The organism is Falsirhodobacter sp. 1013 (assembly GCF_051195255.1).
Taxonomy (GTDB): Bacteria; Pseudomonadota; Alphaproteobacteria; order Rhodobacterales; family Rhodobacteraceae; genus Falsirhodobacter.
In genome coordinates this window covers 126,603-145,565 of record NZ_JBNJLK010000008.1, presented here as the reverse complement: position 1 = coordinate 145,565, position 18,963 = coordinate 126,603, and the positions used below count along the sequence as shown (strand labels likewise).

15 protein-coding genes and 2 tRNA genes are annotated in these 18,963 nt (G+C 62.5%); 14 read left to right on the top strand and 3 right to left on the bottom strand.

Going from position 1 to position 18,963, the window contains the following annotated elements:
* The first annotated feature begins 8 nt into the window (after positions 1 to 8).
* The 7 genes from purF to ACSHZY_RS12710 all read left to right on the top strand — a co-directional run bounded on the left by purF (position 9) and on the right by ACSHZY_RS12710 (position 6,543).
* A complete protein-coding gene (purF, locus tag ACSHZY_RS12740; RefSeq protein ID WP_435169658.1) occupies positions 9 to 1,472 on the top strand; it encodes an amidophosphoribosyltransferase in 1,464 nt (487 codons plus the stop codon).
* A 54-nt stretch (positions 1,473 to 1,526) separates the two neighbouring features.
* A complete protein-coding gene (locus tag ACSHZY_RS12735) occupies positions 1,527 to 2,018 on the top strand; it encodes a flavin reductase family protein (protein WP_435169656.1) in 492 nt (163 codons plus the stop codon).
* Complete coding sequence (locus ACSHZY_RS12730) at positions 2,015 to 2,224, top strand: hypothetical protein (RefSeq protein ID WP_435169654.1); 210 nt, start codon at positions 2,015 to 2,017, stop codon at positions 2,222 to 2,224. The genes ACSHZY_RS12735 and ACSHZY_RS12730 overlap by 4 nt, the downstream gene beginning before the upstream one ends.
* 58 nt (positions 2,225 to 2,282) lie before the next feature.
* The gene (locus ACSHZY_RS12725) at positions 2,283 to 3,569 is read left to right on the top strand and encodes a homoserine dehydrogenase (protein ID WP_435169652.1); all 1,287 of its coding nucleotides are present in this window, start codon (positions 2,283 to 2,285) and stop codon (positions 3,567 to 3,569) included.
* 78 nt (positions 3,570 to 3,647) lie between these two features.
* Complete coding sequence (glpX, locus tag ACSHZY_RS12720; protein ID WP_435169651.1) at positions 3,648 to 4,616, top strand: class II fructose-bisphosphatase; 969 nt, start codon at positions 3,648 to 3,650, stop codon at positions 4,614 to 4,616.
* A gap of 52 nt (positions 4,617 to 4,668) precedes the next feature.
* On the top strand, positions 4,669 to 6,420 hold the full coding sequence (recJ, locus tag ACSHZY_RS12715; RefSeq protein WP_435169649.1) for a single-stranded-DNA-specific exonuclease RecJ: 1,752 nt from the start codon (positions 4,669 to 4,671) through the stop codon (positions 6,418 to 6,420).
* Positions 6,421 to 6,468: 48 nt separating this feature from the next.
* Positions 6,469 to 6,543: transfer RNA gene (locus ACSHZY_RS12710), tRNA-Glu, on the top strand.
* A gap of 207 nt (positions 6,544 to 6,750) precedes the next feature.
* On the opposite strand, the gene opgC is transcribed toward ACSHZY_RS12710, so the two are convergent.
* On the bottom strand, positions 6,751 to 7,935 hold the full coding sequence (gene opgC / locus ACSHZY_RS12705) for an OpgC domain-containing protein (protein WP_435169647.1): 1,185 nt from the start codon (positions 7,933 to 7,935) through the stop codon (positions 6,751 to 6,753).
* Between the two features lie 121 nt (positions 7,936 to 8,056).
* On the bottom strand, positions 8,057 to 9,184 hold the full coding sequence (locus tag ACSHZY_RS12700) for a glycosyltransferase family 2 protein (RefSeq protein ID WP_435169646.1): 1,128 nt from the start codon (positions 9,182 to 9,184) through the stop codon (positions 8,057 to 8,059).
* A 501-nt stretch (positions 9,185 to 9,685) separates the two neighbouring features.
* Between ACSHZY_RS12700 and ACSHZY_RS12695 the strand changes: the two genes are divergently transcribed.
* The 4 genes from ACSHZY_RS12695 to ACSHZY_RS12680 are packed head-to-tail and all read left to right on the top strand — an operon-like array spanning position 9,686 to position 14,174.
* A complete protein-coding gene (locus tag ACSHZY_RS12695) occupies positions 9,686 to 11,227 on the top strand; it encodes a lipopolysaccharide biosynthesis protein (protein WP_435169644.1) in 1,542 nt (513 codons plus the stop codon).
* Positions 11,224 to 12,090, top strand: coding sequence for a glycosyltransferase (locus ACSHZY_RS12690; protein ID WP_435169642.1), 867 nt, complete (start codon positions 11,224 to 11,226; stop codon positions 12,088 to 12,090). The genes ACSHZY_RS12695 and ACSHZY_RS12690 overlap by 4 nt, the downstream gene beginning before the upstream one ends.
* A gap of 43 nt (positions 12,091 to 12,133) precedes the next feature.
* Entirely contained in the window at positions 12,134 to 13,042 is a 909-nt protein-coding gene (locus ACSHZY_RS12685; RefSeq protein WP_435169640.1) for a hypothetical protein, read from the top strand.
* 19 nt (positions 13,043 to 13,061) lie between these two features.
* Positions 13,062 to 14,174: a glycosyltransferase gene (locus tag ACSHZY_RS12680; protein ID WP_435169638.1), complete on the top strand. Its 1,113-nt coding sequence runs from the start codon at positions 13,062 to 13,064 to the stop codon at positions 14,172 to 14,174.
* 415 nt (positions 14,175 to 14,589) lie between these two features.
* Here the strand turns inward: ACSHZY_RS12680 and ACSHZY_RS12675 are convergent, their stop codons facing one another.
* Positions 14,590 to 15,561: an IS481 family transposase gene (locus tag ACSHZY_RS12675; RefSeq protein ID WP_435169637.1), complete on the bottom strand. Its 972-nt coding sequence runs from the start codon at positions 15,559 to 15,561 to the stop codon at positions 14,590 to 14,592.
* A gap of 259 nt (positions 15,562 to 15,820) precedes the next feature.
* Here ACSHZY_RS12675 and ACSHZY_RS12670 point away from each other — a divergent pair, with 259 nt between their 5' ends.
* From ACSHZY_RS12670 to ACSHZY_RS12660, 3 genes are all read left to right on the top strand, one after another.
* Positions 15,821 to 17,119: an O-antigen ligase family protein gene (locus ACSHZY_RS12670; protein ID WP_435169635.1), complete on the top strand. Its 1,299-nt coding sequence runs from the start codon at positions 15,821 to 15,823 to the stop codon at positions 17,117 to 17,119.
* Between the two features lie 398 nt (positions 17,120 to 17,517).
* Entirely contained in the window at positions 17,518 to 18,609 is a 1,092-nt protein-coding gene (locus ACSHZY_RS12665) for an acyltransferase family protein (protein ID WP_435169634.1), read from the top strand.
* A gap of 226 nt (positions 18,610 to 18,835) precedes the next feature.
* Positions 18,836 to 18,910, top strand: a tRNA-Glu gene (locus ACSHZY_RS12660).
* Positions 18,911 to 18,963: the final 53 nt, after the last annotated feature.

Genomic DNA, 18,963 nt, shown 5'->3' with positions numbered 1-18,963 from the left:
GCGCGCCCATGCGACCCTTCATGTCCCACCCCTTCGACGATGACAAGTTGAAGGAAGAATGCGGTGTTTTCGGCGTGATCGGCGTGGCCGATGCGGCGAACTTCACGGCCCTCGGGCTGCATGCCCTTCAGCATCGGGGACAGGAAGCGGCCGGCATCGTCTCGCATCACCCCGAGCATGGGTTCAACTCCGCCCGCCGCTTCGGCTATGTGCGCGACAACTTCACTAACCAGAAGGTGATGGACACGCTGCCGGGCGAACTGGCGATCGGCCATGTCCGCTATTCCACGGCCGGATCAAAGGGTGCGACCGCCATCCGCGACGTGCAGCCCTTCTTTGGCGAGTTTTCCATGGGTGGCGCCGCCATTGCCCATAACGGCAACCTGACCAACGCCGCCCAGTTGCGCCGTGAACTGATCGAGCGTGGATCGATCTTCCAGTCGTCCTCGGATTCGGAATGCATCATCCACCTGATGGCGCGGTCGATTCAGCGCACGGTGCCGGAACGCATGAAGGACGCGCTTCGGCGGGTTGAGGGGGCCTTCTCGGTCATCGCGATGACGCGCACGAAGCTGATCGGCGTGCGTGACCCGCTGGGCGTGCGCCCGCTGGTTCTGGGCAAGGTCGGCGAAGGCTATGCGCTGTCGTCGGAAACCTGCGGCCTCGACATCATCGGCGCGGAGTTCGTGCGCGAGGTGGAGCCCGGCGAGATGGTGGTGATCGAGGATGGGGAGATCACCTCCTCCCGTCCGTTCGCCCCCGCCAATTCGCGCTTCTGCATCTTCGAGCATGTGTACTTCTCGCGCCCCGACTCCATCCTCGGTGGGCGTTCGGTGTATGAAACCCGCCGGCAGATCGGCGTGGAACTGGCGCGCGAGGCGCCGGTGGAGGCCGATTTGGTCTGCCCCGTGCCCGACAGCGGCACGCCGGCGGCCATCGGCTTCAGCCAGGAGTCGGGCATTCCCTATGCGATGGGGATCATCCGCAACCAGTACATGGGCCGGACCTTCATCGAGCCGACCGAGTCCATCCGCAACATGGGCGTGCGTCTGAAGCTGAACGTGAACCGCGCGCTGATCCGCGGCAAGCGCGTCATCCTCGTGGACGACTCGGTCGTGCGGGGCACCACCAGCCGCAAGATCAAGGACATGATCCTGGACGCCGGCGCGGCGGAGGTGCACTTCCGCATCGCCTCCCCGCCGACGGCATGGCCCTGCTTCTATGGCGTGGACACGCCGGAACGGTCAAAGCTGCTGGCCGCCAACATGTCGGAAGACGAGATGCGCGACTGGATCGGCGTCGATTCGCTGCGCTTCATCTCGCTCGACGGTTTGTACCGTGCGGCCGGGGAAGCGGCGGGTCGTGACCCGAAATCGCCAAAATATTGCGACGCCTGCTTCTCGGGCGAATATCCGGTGATCCCCAGCGACAAGCTGGCGGAAGGCTTCGAGATGAAACAGGCCGCCGAGTAGGGTTTACACCATCCCGTCCGCCCCCCATAAATCGGTCAAACGGCAGGGGGCGGCATGACCGAGATCACCACATTCGACGCGACCGGCAACGCGCTTCCGTTCCGTGACGCCCTTGGCCGCTTTGCCACGGGTGTCACGCTGGTGACCACCCTGTCCGACAAGGGTCCGGTGGGAATGGTGGCCAACAGCTTCGCGTCGGTGTCGCTGGACCCGCCGCTGGTTCTGTGGTCGCCGGCGCGATCGTCGACCCGTTTTCCGTTCTTCGAACGGGCGCAGCATTTCGCCATTCACATCCTGTCGGACGCGCAGGCCGACATCTCGATGGCCTTCGGCCGCGGGGCGGCCGGGTTCGACGGCGTGTCACACGGGCCGAACGAACAGGGCGTGCCCTTGATCGAGGGCGCGCTGGCGCGGTTCGAATGCACCACCCACGCCACCCATGATGGTGGCGACCATCTGATCATGGTCGGGCGTGTCGGGCGCGTGACCCTGGGCGGAGGGCAGCCGATGATCTTCCACGCCGGCAAGTTCAAGGCCCTTGCATGAAGTGGATCGCAGTTCTTCTTCTGGCCGCCTGCGCCCCCCGTCCGGATGTGGGTCCCCTTCCCCCGGCCGCGGCAGCCCCGCCCGTCCTGCTGCCGCAGGCGGAGATCGACGCGCGGATCGGAAAGAACCTGACCGGTCCGGCCACCGAAGGCAGCCTTGACGCACGCGCCGCGGCCCTGCGCGCCCGCGCCGCCGCCCTGCGGTAAACGCTGGCAGGGACCGCCGTCCCGCGTTATCAATCCTTCGGCAACTTTCGGAGGATACATGCCCGCTCCCCTGCGTATCGGACTTGCCGGCCTTGGAACGGTCGGCGTCGGTGTCATCAAGATCGTCCAGCAACATGCGGACATGATCGCCATGCGCGCGGGCCGTCCCATGATGATTACCGCGATTTCGGCCCGCAGCGCGGGACGTGATCGCGGCGTGGACCTGTCGGGCTTTGCGTGGGAAGATGATCCCGTGGCGCTGGCGCGCCGCGACGACATCGACGTCTTCGTGGAAGTCATGGGCGGCCATGAAGGCGCCGCCAAGAACGCGATCGAGGCGGCGCTGGCCAGCGGCAAGGATGTCGTGACGGCCAACAAGGCCCTGCTGGCGCATCACGGTCAGGCCCTGGCCGAGATGGCCGAGGCCGCCGGCCGCACCATCCGCTTCGAGGCGGCGGTCGCGGGTGGCATCCCGATCATCAAGACCCTGACCGAGGGGCTGGCCGGCAACGGCATCCGCCGCGTGATGGGCGTGATGAACGGCACCTGCAACTACATCCTGACGCGGATGGAGGATACGGGCCTGCCCTATGACGTCGTGTTCGAGGAGGCGCGGGCTTTGGGCTATCTGGAGGCGGATCCGAACCTGGACGTCGGGGGAATCGACGCGGGCCACAAGCTGAGTCTCCTGTCCTCCATCGCGTTCGGCACTCAGGTGGCCTTTGACGCGGTGGAGCTGGAGGGAATCGGCGAAATCTCCATCGACGACATCCGGCGCGCGGCGGACATGGGCTATCGCATCAAGCTGCTGGGCGTGGCACAGATGACGGGGCGCGGGCTGGAACAGCGGATGACACCCTGCCTTGTGCCCTGCGACAGCCCGCTGGGGCAGTTGTCGGGCGGCACGAACATGGTCGTCGTCGAGGGCGATGCCGTGGGTCAGATCGTCCTGCGCGGCGCAGGGGCGGGTCAGGGGCCGACGGCCAGCGCCGTCATGGGCGACGTGATCGACCTTGCACGGGGCCTGCGCCTGCCGACCTTCGGGCAGCCCGCCACCTCGCTGACCAAGCCCGTGGCGGCCCGCTCCGCCGCACCGGCGGCCTGGTATCTGCGGATGCGCCTGATGGACAAGCCGGGTGCGCTGGCCAAGATCGCGACCAAGCTGGGCGAGGCGGGCGTGTCCATCAACCGCATGCGCCAATACGGCCACATGGACGGCGACGCGCCGGTCCTGATCGTGACGCACAAGGCGACGCGCGACGACATCCTTGTCGCGCTGAAGACCTTCCGCACCACCGGCGTGCTTGTGGGCGAGCCTGTCGCCTTGAGAATCGAGGACGTCTGAAGCGTTAGCGCCACCACGCTTGCCCCTCGCCTCCCCCCGCTCTACCACTTGTCGGGAACGAAGGAGACGAGGGGCAAGATGGCCAACGCAGAACAATTTCAAGACCGTATGCTTTCGCTGGGCCTCGCCCGGGTGTCGGAGGCTGCGGCACTTGCCTCGCACAGCCTGATCGGGCGCGGCGACGAAAAGGCCGCCGATCAGGCCGCCGTCAACGCCATGCGCGAACAGCTGAACCTGCTGGACATTGCGGGCGTTGTCGTGATCGGTGAAGGCGAACGGGACGAGGCGCCGATGCTGTACATCGGCGAGGAAGTGGGCACGGGCAGCGGTCCGGCCGTGGACATCGCGCTGGACCCGCTGGAAGGCACCACGCTGACGGCCAAGGACATGCCGAACGCGCTGACCGTGATCGCCATGGCCCCGCGCGGCACACTGCTGCACGCGCCAGACGTGTACATGGAGAAGCTGGCGATCGGTCCGGATTACGCGGTGGACACCGTGACGCTGGCGATGTCGCCTTCGGAACGGGTGCATGCGCTGGCCAAGGCCAAGGGCGGTTCGGCCGCCGACATCACCGTCTGCATCCTGGAGCGTGACCGCCACGCCGACCTGATCGCCGAAGTCCGTTCCACGGGCGCCGCGATCCGCCTGATCACCGATGGCGACGTGGCCGGCGTGATGCATTGTTCGACCCCCGGCACGGGCATCGACATGTACATGGGTTCGGGCGGCGCGCCGGAAGGCGTGCTGGCGGCTTCGGCCCTGAAATGCATGGGCGGCCAGTTCTATGGCAAGCTGCTGTTCCGCAACGAGGACGAGATCGGCCGCGCCCGCACCGCCGGGATCGAGGATCTGGACCGCATCTACACCCGCGACGAACTGGTGACGGCCGACGTGATCTTTGCCGCCACCGGCGTGACGGATGGCAACCTTGTCGCCGGCATCAAGCGCGAGGTGGGCTGGGTCACGACCGAAACGATCCTGATGCGTTCGCGCACGGGGTCCGTCCGGCGGATGACCTACCGCAACCCGATCAAGGCGATTTGATCCCGGCGGGGGCGGCGTTGCCGCCCCTTCCGCTTTGGGGTATGGGGGGCGGATGATCCCCCCACGCGCATTTCTGAATGTCGAACGCTCGCTCCTTGGTCGCCGCTGGGTCGGCCCCACGGATGACGAGGATCGCCTGGCCGAGGCGATGGGCCAGTCCACCCGCCTGCCCGCCGCCCTGTGCCGCACGCTGGTGCGCCGCGGCGTGATGCCCGCCGACGCGGCCCTGTATCTTGCCCCTGCCATGCGTGACCTGCTGCCCGATCCGATGATCCTGCGCGACATGGGTCCGGCCGCCGAACGCATCCTGCAGGCCGTGCGCCGGAACGAGCGGATCGCCATCTTCGCCGATTACGACGTGGACGGCGGCGCCTCGGCCGCGCTGCTGATCGTGTGGCTGCGCGCCATGGGGCGGGATGCGACGCTGTATATTCCCGACCGGATCGACGAAGGTTACGGCCCCAACGTGCCCGCGATGCAGGATCTGGCCGCGCGCCATGATCTGATCATCTGCGTCGACTGCGGCACGTTGAGCCATGAGCCCATCGCCGCCGCCGCGGCTGCCGACGTCGTCGTGCTGGATCATCACCTGGGCGCCGAGACGCTGCCGCCCGCGCTGGCCGTCGTGAACCCCAACCGGCAGGACGAGGACGGGTCGCTTGCGCATCTCTGCGCGGCCTCGGTCGTGTTCCTGGTGCTGGTGGAGGTGAACCGCCGGTTGCGGAAGGACGGTGTGACGGGGCCGGACCTGATCGGTATGCTGGATCTGGTGGCGCTGGCGACGGTGGCCGATGTGGCGCCGCTGATCGGGGTGAACCGCGCGCTGGTGCGGCAGGGGCTGAAGGTTATGGCGCGGCGGGAACGTGTCGGCTTGACGGCGCTGGCCGACGTGGCGCGGATGACGGAAGCGCCTACGCCTTATTCGCTGGGCTTCCTGCTGGGGCCGCGCGTGAACGCCGGCGGCCGCATCGGGCAGGCCGATCTGGGCGCGCGCCTCCTGGCGACCGAGGACCCGCGCGAAGCGGCGGCCCTTGCCGCACGACTGGACGAGCTGAACACCGAGCGCCGCGACATCGAGGCGCGGGTGCGCGCGGAAGCCATGGCGCAGGCCGAGGCGCGCGGTCTGGACGCGCCGCTGGTCTGGGCCGCGGGCGAAGGCTGGCATCCGGGCGTGGTTGGCATCGTCGCCTCGCGCCTCAAGGAAGCGACGAATCGCCCCGCCGTCGTCATCGGGCTGGAGCGAGGCATCGGCAAAGGCTCCGGCCGCTCGGTAACGGGCGTGGATCTTGGCGCGTCGATCCATCGGCTGGCGTCGGAAGGGCTGTTGCTGAAGGGCGGCGGGCACAAGATGGCCGCGGGCTTGACGGTGGAGGAAGCGCGCCTGCCCGAGGCGATGGAGCGTCTGGCCGAACTGCTGGCCAAGCAGGGCGCCGGCAGTGCCGGGCCGTCGGACCTGCGGATTGAAGGGCTGCTTATGCCCGAGGCCTGCACCCCCGCCCTGATCGAACAGATCGAAAGCGCGGGACCGTTCGGGGCCAGCTCCCCCGCCCCGCGATTCGCGTTTGCCGCGCAGGGCGTGACCGCCCGGCGTATCGGAGAGAATCATCTGCGGCTGAACTTCGGCGGGCTTGGCGGTCCGCGCGTGGATGCGGTGGCCTTTGGCGCCTTTGACGGCCCGCTGGGACCCGCTTTCGACAACTGCGGAACCCGGCGATTCCATCTGGCTGGACGGCTGGAAATCAACAGCTATGGCGGGCGCAACCGTGTCCAGCTTCGGCTGGAAGACGCTGCGGAAGAGATCTGAATTTTCCTCTTGCGCACCCTCGCGCCGCACACTAGAAGCCCCCGCAGTGGCCCGTTCGTCTATCGGTTAGGACGTCAGGTTTTCAACCTGAAAAGAGGGGTTCGACTCCCCTACGGGCTGCCACTTCTTCCCTTTGTTACTGACACTGCATAGCAATCATCTTCTTCGTGATCCATGAAGGTTCAGGTATCGGCAGTTCCCAACTGGTTTAGCCGCCGACGGACTTGTGTGATTTGACCGCCTTGGAGGCAGCAAGACCGAGCGGCAGGAATGGGGGAGTGCCTTCACTTCGAAAGTGGTTGTGGCCTGTGCCTGCAGCGGGAGCGTCGTTTAAGGCCGGATGGACAGGCGCGTCAGCCGGTCGAGCGGCCTGTTGATCATCTCAAGCAGGGCGCCAGCCCGCCGAGAGCGACGCATGGCCCGGTCGAAGCAGAAGCTCATCAAGCAGATGGCCGCCAGCAAGAGCCCGGCCGTTCCGTAAGCGCTGACGGCATTGGTCGGCCGGTAATCCAGGAGGTACAGCAGCATGTTTCCCCACGCGAAGGTGAACATGCTGGTTCGGCCGAAGAAGGATACCGAATGCCAGACGGTTGATCGGATCGGAGCCCAGACATCCACGATCCATATGAGGGCCAAGGTCAGTGAGACTGCGGAAAGGGTCCCGGCCGCGAAATAGATCACGCTGCTGTTCAGCCTCAGACTCATGTTTGCCAAGCCTCGGAAAACCGCGTCTGGAACGGTCAGCGCGCCCGCAAGCGTCAAGGCCAACGAGACGACAAGGCCGGCCGCGATCTTTCTGGCGAAGGCCGCGGATCGGGTGGATCCCGTATCCTGCCCTGTCGTCTTTCCGTCACGCCCCTGCGAGATGAAACGTCCCAAGCACAAGCCGAAGATCACAAGGCTCAGCCCATGCAGCACGGAGGGACCCATCAGGCTCCGATTGCCGAATCCGGTCAGGAATTTTATCAGCCGCGCGATCTGGAGGGGGGCGCCCAGATCATCGTAGGCGTCCGGAAGGGCGTGGAGAAACGGCCAAGCCGCCTGATAGGAAAGGGCCAGCACCACCAAGGGCCAGAGCCCTGCCCGTTCGCGAAGCCGAAGAAGAAGCGGCGTAAGCAACAAGGCCACGGCGTAGAACTTGAGGATCTCGGTATAGGGCGAATTTCCCATGAAGATCAGACACGAGATGCTGAACTTCCACGAATATCCGTCGTCCACCAGGAAGAGACAAAAGATCGACAGTGCATACAGTATCCAGCACTGCAGCGCGCGCTTCAGGAGGCGCGATGTCACCATCTGCCTTTTGCCGGAGACCCATTTCGGAAAATAGACCAGCTCCAGCATCGTTCCGAAAAGCAGAACGAAGATGGGGGTGGCCGTTTGCAACACGACCCGAAGGGGAAGTGCCATGTCGGGTGACATGTAGTGTCCCAGTTCGATGTCGGCATAGATATGGGAGAACATGGCGAAGAAAATGGCCGCGCTTCTTACGACATCGATGCCGATCACTCGCATGTTGCAAACGTCCCCAAGTCTTCTTTATCAGCGGCCTTGGAAAGCAAGACACACCGGCAGATCGCCGCGCCAAGGGTGGCGCGGCCTGCGTTTCTTGATCGACCCTCGGGGCCGAACGGCTTCACCTGCCGAGCAGGAAGCGAGCTCCATTCATCGCGAAGCGCCAGTCGCGCGACTTCACAGCGGCCCGGACGTACCAGCGCGCAGCACGGCGTACGACCGCCGCAATCTCCGACCCGGCCACGGGCATGCGGGACAGGGCAAGGAACTCGGAACGGATCTGGGGCGATGTGAGCAGTTCGGGCGCACCCAACGGCGAGTTCGGACTGCGCGCGAGCATTTCGCGTTCCAGTGGCGACAGCGCCGACGTGTGCATTCCCGCTGCTTCGCGCCAGACAGCGACCGCCTCCGGCCACATGCGTTGCCGCGCCAGCACGCAGCCACGCTTCACACGCGCGACACGCGAACGGACGGCTTTCGGCAGGGTGTCGAGGTCGGATCTTGCAAGGATCTCCTCGTCCGTGAGGCTGTCCAGCAGGCGCGTAAAGATGATGCGGTTGTAAACGGCCCAAGTGTCGGCATTGCGGGACGCCGCGAAACTTGTGGTTGCCGTGCCCCGGATGCCCTTGTGCTCACGATGCAGGAAGACGGTTTCGGCCAGTTGCAGCCCGCGATGGCTGCGGGCGATGCGCAGCAGCATCTCGTAATCTTGCGACCGCACGAGGCTTTGATCGAAGGGCCCGACGGTGTCGTAGACGCGACGCTTGACCATGAGGCCCGGCTGGAAGATGTGGCAGCCTTCAAGGAGGTCCGGGAAGATCTGGTCGGGCGACGAGGAACGCATGTATCCGGGGTCCCGGGTGAGCTTCTTCCCCGTCTCGGGATCCACTTCGAAGTCGATATGGCGTCCCGCGCAGAAATCGAGAGTCTCGTCATTCTCAAGGGGAGCGGACAGAGCGGCGCAAGCTCCGGGCAGAAGCAGGTCGTCGTCGTCCACGATCCAGACAAGGTCGCCCGTGATCATTCCAAGGGCACGGTTCAACGCCGCAGCCTTTCCCTGATTTTCGGTCCGCACGACCGTCAGGGCGTCGTATCCGGCAAGGACCCCCGCCGTGCCGTCGGTCGAGCCATCGTCGATGACAAGGATCTCATCCGGTTTGCGCGTTTGCGCCAAAAGGCTGTCAATCGTTTCGCCGATCAAGCCGGCGCGATTGTATGTCGGGAGGATGACACTGATACGATGCTTCATGCCGTTCTTCTGCCCTCAAAACACCTCGTTAAGCAACGGCCAAATCCCTGACAATATTGCGACCAAAATGCAAGCGGGCGTTATATCAGGCACTTGCTGAATACCCTGACTATTCCGTGATTGGGGCATGATGCAACGACTTATAGTTGTGCGTTGCCTATGATCTACACGATCAGGAAGTTTGTATGAGCATTATGAAGATCTTATTTTATCCTTTATTTCTCATGATTTATTACCACGCCAGACCTGGGGAAATGGCCCACGTCAGGTATCGCCGATATACAGCAGATGTGGAATAAGGTCGCAGCCAAGAAGATCTATACCACTTGAAGGATACCTACTTTTCGGTCATAGACGGGGAGACAGCATTAAGGCACGCTGCACCTAAAATTTTAATGTTATATCCAAGCGTTCAATTCGGGCTCCAAACCTTAAAGACGTAGGTTTCCGAAATTTAGTAAAATTGTTTATTTTTTGTAAGCACGAAGAAGAGATCGAGTAATGAGTAATAGAAGCCTCGTCATGAAGGGAGCTTCTTGGATTGCGTTGGCCCGGATCTTCGTGACGCTGATCGGCCTGGCAAGCACGCTGATCCTTGCCCGTCTTCTGGTGCCCGAGGACTTCGGCCTTGTCGCGATTGCGGGCGCGGTGACGATGGTGATCGCGTCCATCACGGAGCTTTCGCTGGCGCAGGCGCTGGTGCAGCATGATGATCCTCAGGATCATCACTACGACACGGCCTGGACCCTCAACAACACCCGCTCGATCCTTCTGAGCGTTCTGATCGCGGCCAGCGCGCATCCCGTGGCGACGGCCTACGGCGATCCCCGACTGCTCACCATCATGCTTTTCCTTGCGGGCACGACCCTCATCGACGGCCTGCAAAGCCCGCGACTGATCGTCTTCCAACGGAACCTCGTGTTCTGGCAGGAATTCGCCCTCAGCGTGACGGAGAAGCTTGCGGGCTTCATCGCGGGTGTCACAGCCGCGATTATCCTGGAAAACTACTGGGCCCTCATCCTTGGCGGTGCGGCGGCGCGCATTGTCCGGTGCATCGCGTCCTATATCTTCGCCCCCTACCGGCCAAGGATCGGGCTCCGCGGCTACAAGGAACTGCTTTCCTTCTCGGTCTGGCTCACGTTCAGCAAGACGGTCCAGATGATCAACTGGCGTGCCGACCCGCTGATCCTCGGGGCCGCCATCCAGCCCGGCGCTCTTGGCCAATACTCGATGTCCGACAACTTGGCGGGCATGCCCATCCGGGAAGGGTTGGGTCCGATCCGGCAGACGCTTTTCCCGGCGTTTTCCCGCATCAAGAACGACATGCCCCGGCTGTGTGCCGCCTATCTTCGCGCTCAGGGACTCTTGTGCGTTCTGGCCCTTCCGATCGGAACCGGCTTCGCCGCCGTCGCGGAGCCTGCGGTGCGCCTGATGTTGGGCGAAGCGTGGATCCCTGCGGTTCCGATGATCCAGGCATTGGCCCTGATCATGGCCTTCGAAGCCTGTGAAGGGTATCAGCCCTTGGCCATGGCCCTCGGACGCACGAAGGCGATGTTCGGACGCGAGATGCGCGCCTTCGCGGTACGCCTGCCCCTTCTGATCGCCGGCATGATGGTGGGGTGGCAGGTCGGAGGAGATTTCGCCATCGTGATGGGCGCCATCGCCGGACGAGGCGTTGCCAGCCTCATCAACGTGACCTGGAACATGACGCTGATCCAGAAGATGACGGGGATCACCCTGGTGCGGCAGGTGTCCGTGGTCATCCGGCCCCTCATCGCCTCAGCCGTCATGTTCGTCCTGCTGACCTACGTGCTTGCTCCTCATCTGCTCGGAACCTCCGGCGATCCGGATCTGGCGATGCTTCTGCTTCTTGTCGTGGCGGGAATCGCTGTCTACGTCGCGGCACTTCTTGTCGCATGGGTCGCCAGCGGAAGGCCCAGTTCCGCCGAAGCGGAAGCGATCCGGATGCTCGGCAGCCTCAGGGGCATGGTCGTCCGCAAGGCACGGCCGGCGCTTGGTGGCACGGAAGGAAACGGCCCATGATCGGCACCTACCGGGCCAGACTGGCCCTGCGCGCGCTGCGGATGTCGTGGCTGCGGAGGCAGGCGCAAAGGAACGTGCGGCGCTTTCCGCAGACGCGGGTCAAGATGCCTCACAGCCTTGGTGCGCCGTTGTCCATCACGCTGACATCCTATCCGCTTCGTTTTCCCTACCTTGCGAGGACGATCCGCAGCCTCCTCGACCAGACGATCGCGGCCGATCATGTCGTCTTGTGGATCGCCCATAACGACAAGGCCGCCCTTCCGGCAGATGTTCTGGAACTGCAGGCACATGGCCTGTCCATCGAGACGTGCGAGGACATCCGGTCCTACAAGAAGCTGATCCCGAGCCTGCGGACCTGCCCGAACCAATACGTGGTGACCGCGGACGACGACGTCTACTATCCCCCGACCTGGCTGGACAGCCTGGTCAGCGTCGCGGCCACGAACCCGAAAGCCATTGTCGGGGGGCGCGTTCATGTTGCCAAGTTCAATTCCGACGGCAGCCTGAAGCCCTATGCGGAATGGGAACTGGCCACCACCAAACGGCATCCCCCGACAAGCCGCCACGCCATGTTCCCGACCGGAGTGGGGGGCATTCTTTATCCCCCCATGGCCTTCCATGACGACGTCTTCGACGAGGACCTTTTCATGCGCCTTTGCCCGCGGGGGGACGATATCTGGTTCTTCTGGATGGCCCGGCGGGCGGGTCTGGAACATCTGCGGGCAAAGGGTTGGTTCGACGTGATCGAGTGGCCCTCCACCCAGGACAATGCGCTGTACAACGACAACCTTCTGGGCAGCGGAAACGACACGCAGATCAAGGCCATGGAAGCGCATTATGGCTTCCTCAAAGGGACGGCCTGACATGGGCCGATCCGAGATGCATCAAAAGACAGAGTGTAGCGGCATGGACGACCTCAAGAAAATCGGTTTCATCACGATGGCCTTCGGTGCGGACAAGTACTTCCACCAGGCCGAATCCCTGGCGCGCTCGTTGCGCCGGCATATGCCGGGCTTCCGCATCGCCATCGTGACGGACCGGGAGGATGTAGGCTCGCTCTTCGACATCCGGGTGCCGATCGATCCCGTCGAAATCGCCGGCACGCTCCTGAAGGCGGATCTTTATCATTATTCGCCGTTCGAGGAGACGTTCTTCATCGACGCCGACTGCATCGTCGCCAGACCGTTTCATGAGCAGCTGGAGCAGATCCGCCAGTATGATTTCAGCCCCATCGTGACCAAGTTCCTGTCGGCCGGCGACACGGACCTGTGGATCAGGAATGTGGGAGAGGCGATCCGACGTGTGGATGGGACGCCCTTCCCCAAGTTCAACGGAGGCGTGTACTTCTATCGGAAAAGCAGGTTCGCCGAAGAGGTCTTCGCCACTGCCCATGCCATCAACGCCCGGTCCGAAGAGTTGGGGATTCTCGACTTCGACAAATCCGGCCCCGGGGAGGAAACGCTCCTCGGGCTCGCGCTGTCGCAGATGCGGGTGACGAGTTTCTATGATGACGGCGGCCGGTTGATGCGGACCCCATTGAATTCGCAGGGAGCGGTTCACCTCGACGTCATCGAAGGCTCCTGCCAATTCGTCAAGGAAGGCCACCCTGTTTCCCCGGCCATCTGCCACTTCTGCGGCGACTGGTATGACCATCCCGCTTATCTCGTGGCCCAGCAGGAACTGATGGCCGGCCGGAAGATCAGCCGGGGACGCAAGGCCTACATGCAGGCGACCTACAAGGCCAAGCGCCTGAACGCACGCGTGCGTCGGAAGCTGACCAAGATCCTGGCCCCCGGCATGGCTCGGGCATCCTGAAGAAGGCGGAAGCGGCGACGTGAAAATCCTGTTTGTGAACACGCACTACTACATGCCTCAGTCCTATGGCGGCATGGCGAACACGCTGCACCAACTGTGCCTCGGGCTCAAATCCCGCGGACACGAGGTGGTCGTTCTTTCGGGATTCCGGAAGGCACGGGACGTTCTGAGCCTGCGCAACCGGATCGGAATGGCCGCCCGCAAACGTTTCACCGGAACGGCCGCTTCGCGCGACACACGCCTCTCCTACCCCGTATGGCGCTCTTGGAATCCGCAGGATGCGGTGGAGGGTGTGGCGAAGGCGGAGCGACCGGATGTCATCGTGGTGATGGGGGGTGCGGTTGTTCCAGTTGCCCACAGCGCACGACGCACGGGTCTTCCGACGGTCATCCAAGTCCATGATGTCGAAGACGAATGGCACAAGGGTGATTTCCGTGAGGTGGTCGATCTTCCGGTGATCGCCAATTCGAAATTCACGGCCGAGGTCTACCGGACACGGCACGGCGCGAATGCACAGGTCATCTACCCGTTCATGCCGCTGGAGGATTACAAGGTCGTTAGCAGCCGGCGCCGGGTGACCTTCATCAATCCGATCTTCCGGAAAGGCTTGCGCACCGCTTACGAGGTGGCCCGGCTGTGCCCCCAGATCCCGTTCACCTTCGTCGGAAATCTTCCCGACACCGATGAGCAGGACAACCCCGTTAATCCCAACCGCTACACCTTGCCGAACGTGATCTATCAGCCGTTCTGCTCGGACATGCGCGAGGTCTATGGGGAATGCCGGATCCTGTTTGTCCCGAGCCAGTGGGACGAGGCTTACGGGCGTGTCGTCAACGAAGCGCAGATCAGCGGCATTCCTGTGCTGGCTTCGACGCGCGGCGGCATCCCGGAGGCCGTGGAAGGCGGGGGCTTGCTCCTGGATGCAGACGCCCCGCCTGAGGTCTGGGCAGAGGCCCTGAACAAGATGAACTCGGACGTAGCACTTTATGATAAGCTGAGTGAGGCTGCGATCCGGTCCGCGGAAAGACCAGAACTGAACCCCCATCGCCAGATGAAGGCGCATGAAGACGCTTTGATGCAAGCCATCCGGATGTTTGGCGACCGTGGTGCCAATCAAGTCGAAAGAACCTGATGGGCGTTCGATGACCCCCGGGCGTCGTTTGACCGAACTGAGGGCAATGACATCATGACTTTGAGTGCCGGGATGTCATCGAGAATCCTTGGCACAGCTTCATCCGGAAAACTTTCGGCCGCCTGCCGTGACGAACGGCGTTTTCAGAAACACCTTCCGAAATGTGCAGAGGGGGCGCGGGCGTCGGCGCGGCAACCTGAGGCGAATAAAGTCGGCCGCACATCCTCTCCCAAGGTGAGGGCGACTGACATCTCTGCGAACGTGGCTCTGCCCATTGGAGATGTCGTTTCAGAATGCGTCCCACAACTCGCTGCCAATATCGTGAAGGTGCAGATCTCGAAGCCGCGGAAAAGAAATGTCGTTGAAATGCGAGATAAAGATTCTCAACCGCAGGGCTCTCTGCTGCAGAACCAGACTAGTTGTCACATCCCGCGTGATTGCAGGGTCGCTTCCTGAAGAGGTCTGGCTTTTGTTTCTGCCGGTCCTTGAGGGCGTCGATAGGCGTTCGGCCCTTGAGCACCGATTGCGGGAGCTGACCGTTGCAGAGGCGGACGTAGCGCAGGATCGTCTGTTCGAGATCCTCGCCGCTGCGGAAGCGGTGGCTTTGCAACACGTCCTCGATCCGTCCGTTGAAGCGCTCGACCATGCCATTGGTCTGGGAGTGCATGGGTGGGGCCAGACGATGCTCGATGCCGAGGTCGGCGCAAAGGCGGTCGAAGTCGTGGTTGCCCGTGGAAGCTCGGCGGCGAAGGCCGAACAGACGGTCGGTGAACTCCTTGCCATTGTCGGTGAGCACGCGGGTGATCGTCATCGGTGCGGCACGCTCCAGGTCACGCAAGAAGCGCCGGGCGTTGGCGGCGGTCTTGGCCGTGTAGATGCGCACGAAGACCCATCGCGTGGCACGGTCGATGGCGACGAACAGATACTGGCACCGGTCCTCGTCCGCCATCTGCGGCAGGTATTTCACGTCAACATGCACATAGCCCGGCTCGTAGGCCTTGAAGGCCCCATGCGCAGGCCGTGGCGCAACAGGCCTCAGCGCACGCAGGTTCCCCGTCCCATGCCGGCGCAGGCAGCGGTTCAGGCCGAAGCGCGAGACGTGCGGGTTCAGGAACTCACGCACCACCGACACCAGGTCGTCCAGCGGCAGCAGCAGGGTCTTGCGCACGGACACCGTCACGGCCTCCTGCGCGGGCGTGGGCGTCGTCTGAAGCCTGTGCGCGGTATGGCTGCGGTAATGGAGGCTGTCGCGATTGCGCCACTTCCAGACGGTCTGCTCGGAGATGCCGTAGCGCTCCGCAACCCTCCAGGCGGGTTCTATGCTCGCCTGGATCGCGGCCCGGATCTTTGGCGTCGTCGTCGCCTGCCTGTGAAGAGAGATCCGCATCCTCGCCTCCCGTCCCGAACCTCGCGCAGGATCGATCTTGCCATGAAGAGCGCAGTCCGGCGAGGGTCTATGTGATCATCCGGGATGGAACACTTAGCTTATCCTTCATGGCCTTTCATTCACGATCAGAGTATTGATGAATGAGACGCGTCCGAACTTGAACGCCGCTGGCTGGATAAGCGAGCCTGCACCGTTTATGATCTCGCTTGCCTATTCACTCCGACGCTGAACCATCCCTGTCTGCTTCTAGGTCGATCACATGCAGAGCGCCCCTTCCGCCTTCCCGCAACCGTTGCGGAGACGCCGTGCCGTCCGAACGGGGCTCGCCATTCCTTGGTCGCCTGAAATCCTGGCCTCGTTCGTCGCGTTCTTGGGACTGACGCTAGTTGCGCTTCTGGGCGCCAAGGGCGTCTTGCTATTCCTGATAGGGGGAATGGCGCTCGTGGTGATCAGTCCGGACCATCTGCTGCGCGGCCTGCGCCGGGAATGGTTGCTGATCGTGATGGCACTTTGGTGCCTGGTCTCGCTGGCGTGGTCGGATTATCCCGCCGTCAGCTTGCGGTACGGGGTCCAGCTTCTGCTGACCGTGATGATCGCGATCGCCATCTGTCAGAGGATCACACCACAAGCGCTGATCAAGATCGTCTTGCTGAGCTATGGCATCGCAGCCGTCCTGAGTTTCGCGTCGGGCCGGGCGCGTGGCGACGGCATGGGCTTTCTTGGAATCTACGCCAGCAAGAACGCGCTGGCCTTCGCGATGGGAACGCTGCTTCTGGTTTCCTTGGCTGTTCTCCTTGACCGGCGGATGCCTCGGTTCTGGCGGGGGCTGGCCCTGCCGGGAGCCGGGCTGGGGGCCATGCTCATGGTGATGGGACAATCGACGGGCGCCTTGGTGGCCGTGGCCGCCTCCCTGGCAGCCGTCGCGCCCATCCTGCTGCTGCAGCGGATGAAGACGAACGCACGCGTGATCGTCATTATATTGAGCGTGGTTCTTATCACGGCGGCGGCGGTCATGCTTTCGACCATGGCGGATAAGCTTGCCTTGGCCTTCCTGAATACGACCGGGAAAGACGTCACCCTCACGGGGCGTACCGATTTGTGGAGCGTCGCCTTCAGCGAGATCCTGCAGCGGCCGTTCCTGGGGACGGGCTTCCAAGCCTTCTGGGTTCAGGGCAACCCCCGCGCCGAAGAGTTGTGGGCACAGTTTGGCATCGGAGGCAGATCCGGCTTCAACTTCCACAACACGCTGATCTCCAACGCCGTCGAAATCGGGCTGATCGGCGTGGCCATGCAGGCTGCTCTCTTCTTCTCGGCCGTGTATTTCAGCCTAGTATGGGCCGTGCGCACCCGATCGGCCGCGTCGTTGTTCCTGGCCCTGTTCATGGTGCGACAGATGATGCTGATGGGAGTGGAGGTCGTATTCTTCTTCCAATTCGGCGTGGAGACGATATTGATGGTCGCCGCCCTCTATTACGGACGCAGTTTCCGCTTGATGGATAAGGCTGCGGAAACGGCCGCACTCAAAGCACGCAGCCTCGGCCCGAAGCCTGGCCGTTGAACCAGAAGATCGTGCAGCACCTGACACCAGAGCCAATAAAGAGCATTTTAGGAAAGCCGCTCTTATAGAGGATCTCTGCAGGATGGACATCCCAAGTCAGTAAAGTCGCTTTTTGTCGTAAATTTGGCCCTGCTTGGAGTGCGACACCGCTTCGCACGCCGCGGAGCATGCCTCATCCTCTTGTATTTAGGAAAAATGAAGATTTAAATCAACGGGTTGTTCCAGGGCCGACAGATTGTCTTCGATACGATGTGCATGTACGGATTGTCACACCAACAAATCAAGACGCCACGCTTCTTAGTCGCAGGATAAACTACTAGCGGTATATTCGCGCATATGTTTAGCTCTACTAGCAGATGATCTGCGTGTATAATTTTTAATTAAATAGTAGAGTTATTATGAGTGACAAGAGGGCGCACTTCCCGGCTTTGGATGGTGCACGCGGAATAGCGGCTGTCTGTGTTTTTCTATATCATATCAAGGAATATTTTGGCGGGTTGAGGGTTCTGGAAAGCTCCTTTCTTGCTGTAGATCTATTCTTCCTCATGAGCGGATTTGTCATAGCTCTGTCCTATGAGGAATCGCTTATCAGTGGCACCCGGTCACTCCTGTCGTTCATTTGGACCAGGGTGCTGAGGCTTTATCCTCTTTATCTGATGGCGTGCTGCATCGGCGCCACTTATTTTCTGATGAAACAAATCGCAGGTATCGATGATGCCCCCACTCCGGGACAGATAATTGACGTTCTGCCCGCAACCCTCCTGCTCGCCCCTTGGCCTTCGGCGGTGGAATGGGGCTTCACACCCTATCCGTTTGCGCCTTCAGCCTGGAGCCTGAGCTTTGAGTTCTGGTACAACATTCTCTATGCGCTTCTTGCGGTTCGCTTGGGTACGAGAGCCCTGTTGGCCATCATTGCGATTTCCTTGGCCGTCCTGCTTCATCAAGCAGGTCAATGGGGAACGCTTGATATGGGGTGGAGCACTTCCACGGCGTTGGGCGGCTCGGCGCGTTTCTGGTTCTCGTTCAGCATTGGGGTCGTGATCTTCAGGCACTTCCTGACGCATTTGCAGACCGCGCGCCTTCCGTTCTACCTCTCCATGCTTTGCTTTGCCTTCGTGGCGCTTCCAAAAGGGGCTGTGGAGATCAGCACGTTCTGGGTGACCGTGGTGTTCCCCCTCGCCTTCATGGCCGGAGGTGCCTACCAGATCCAGGGCGCCGCCGCTGTCCTGTGCAACCACCTGGGACGCTTGTCCTACGGCATATACATCCTTCACGCGCCGATCGTCTTGTTCCAAACGGGCGTCGCCAAGGTCTTGCTGGGAGAGCAATGGGAAAACCATAAGCCCATGATCGGCTTTTCGATCGTAGTGACCGTACTCGTCGTGTCGTGGATCGGCACCTACCATCTCGATGAGCCTCTGCGCCGCTATCTTAAGAATCGGGTGGGCAAGCGCCGCAGCGTAGGCGGGGCGCCCACATTGCCGGTCTGAACATCGTGGCCGGTAGTGAACGGTACAGCGCCGGCCAATCGATCCGTGATGTTGAGCCGCCCAACCTTGTCCCGGGCGATCTGCCGCGATCCCTGAAACACCCTCGCTCCGGTAACGCTCCCAACCTTCGCGACGCCCTGCGCTTCCCGGCAAGAAAATCCCTCGCCCACGCAACTTTCCCTCTTGCGCCCTCCGGCGCTTCTGCGTAGAAGCCCGCTACCCAAGTGGCCCGTTCGTCTATCGGTTAGGACGTCAGGTTTTCAACCTGAAAAGAGGGGTTCGACTCCCCTACGGGCTGCCAGGGTACTTCCAAGAAATCGCTGTGGAAATCATCTTCCCGGCTCCCAGACCGGA

Bases quoted from the DNA above. Each gene is read 5' to 3' on its own strand.
- ACSHZY_RS12725 (WP_435169652.1), top strand. From the start codon at position 2,283: ATGCCCGCTCCCCTGCGTATCGGACTTGCCGGCCTTGGAACGGTCGGC.
- ACSHZY_RS12675 (WP_435169637.1), bottom strand. From the start codon at position 15,561: ATGCGGATCTCTCTTCACAGGCAGGCGACGACGACGCCAAAGATCCGG.
- ACSHZY_RS12665 (WP_435169634.1), top strand. From the start codon at position 17,518: ATGAGTGACAAGAGGGCGCACTTCCCGGCTTTGGATGGTGCACGCGGA.
- ACSHZY_RS12695 (WP_435169644.1), top strand. From the start codon at position 9,686: ATGAGTAATAGAAGCCTCGTCATGAAGGGAGCTTCTTGGATTGCGTTG.
- ACSHZY_RS12690 (WP_435169642.1), top strand. From the start codon at position 11,224: ATGATCGGCACCTACCGGGCCAGACTGGCCCTGCGCGCGCTGCGGATG.
- recJ (WP_435169649.1), top strand. From the start codon at position 4,669: ATGATCCCCCCACGCGCATTTCTGAATGTCGAACGCTCGCTCCTTGGT.
- purF (WP_435169658.1), top strand. From the start codon at position 9: ATGCGACCCTTCATGTCCCACCCCTTCGACGATGACAAGTTGAAGGAA.
- ACSHZY_RS12685 (WP_435169640.1), top strand. From the start codon at position 12,134: ATGGACGACCTCAAGAAAATCGGTTTCATCACGATGGCCTTCGGTGCG.
- opgC (WP_435169647.1), bottom strand. From the start codon at position 7,935: ATGCGAGTGATCGGCATCGATGTCGTAAGAAGCGCGGCCATTTTCTTC.
- glpX (WP_435169651.1), top strand. From the start codon at position 3,648: ATGGCCAACGCAGAACAATTTCAAGACCGTATGCTTTCGCTGGGCCTC.
- ACSHZY_RS12730 (WP_435169654.1), top strand. From the start codon at position 2,015: ATGAAGTGGATCGCAGTTCTTCTTCTGGCCGCCTGCGCCCCCCGTCCG.
- ACSHZY_RS12700 (WP_435169646.1), bottom strand. From the start codon at position 9,184: ATGAAGCATCGTATCAGTGTCATCCTCCCGACATACAATCGCGCCGGC.
- ACSHZY_RS12735 (WP_435169656.1), top strand. From the start codon at position 1,527: ATGACCGAGATCACCACATTCGACGCGACCGGCAACGCGCTTCCGTTC.
- ACSHZY_RS12670 (WP_435169635.1), top strand. From the start codon at position 15,821: ATGCAGAGCGCCCCTTCCGCCTTCCCGCAACCGTTGCGGAGACGCCGT.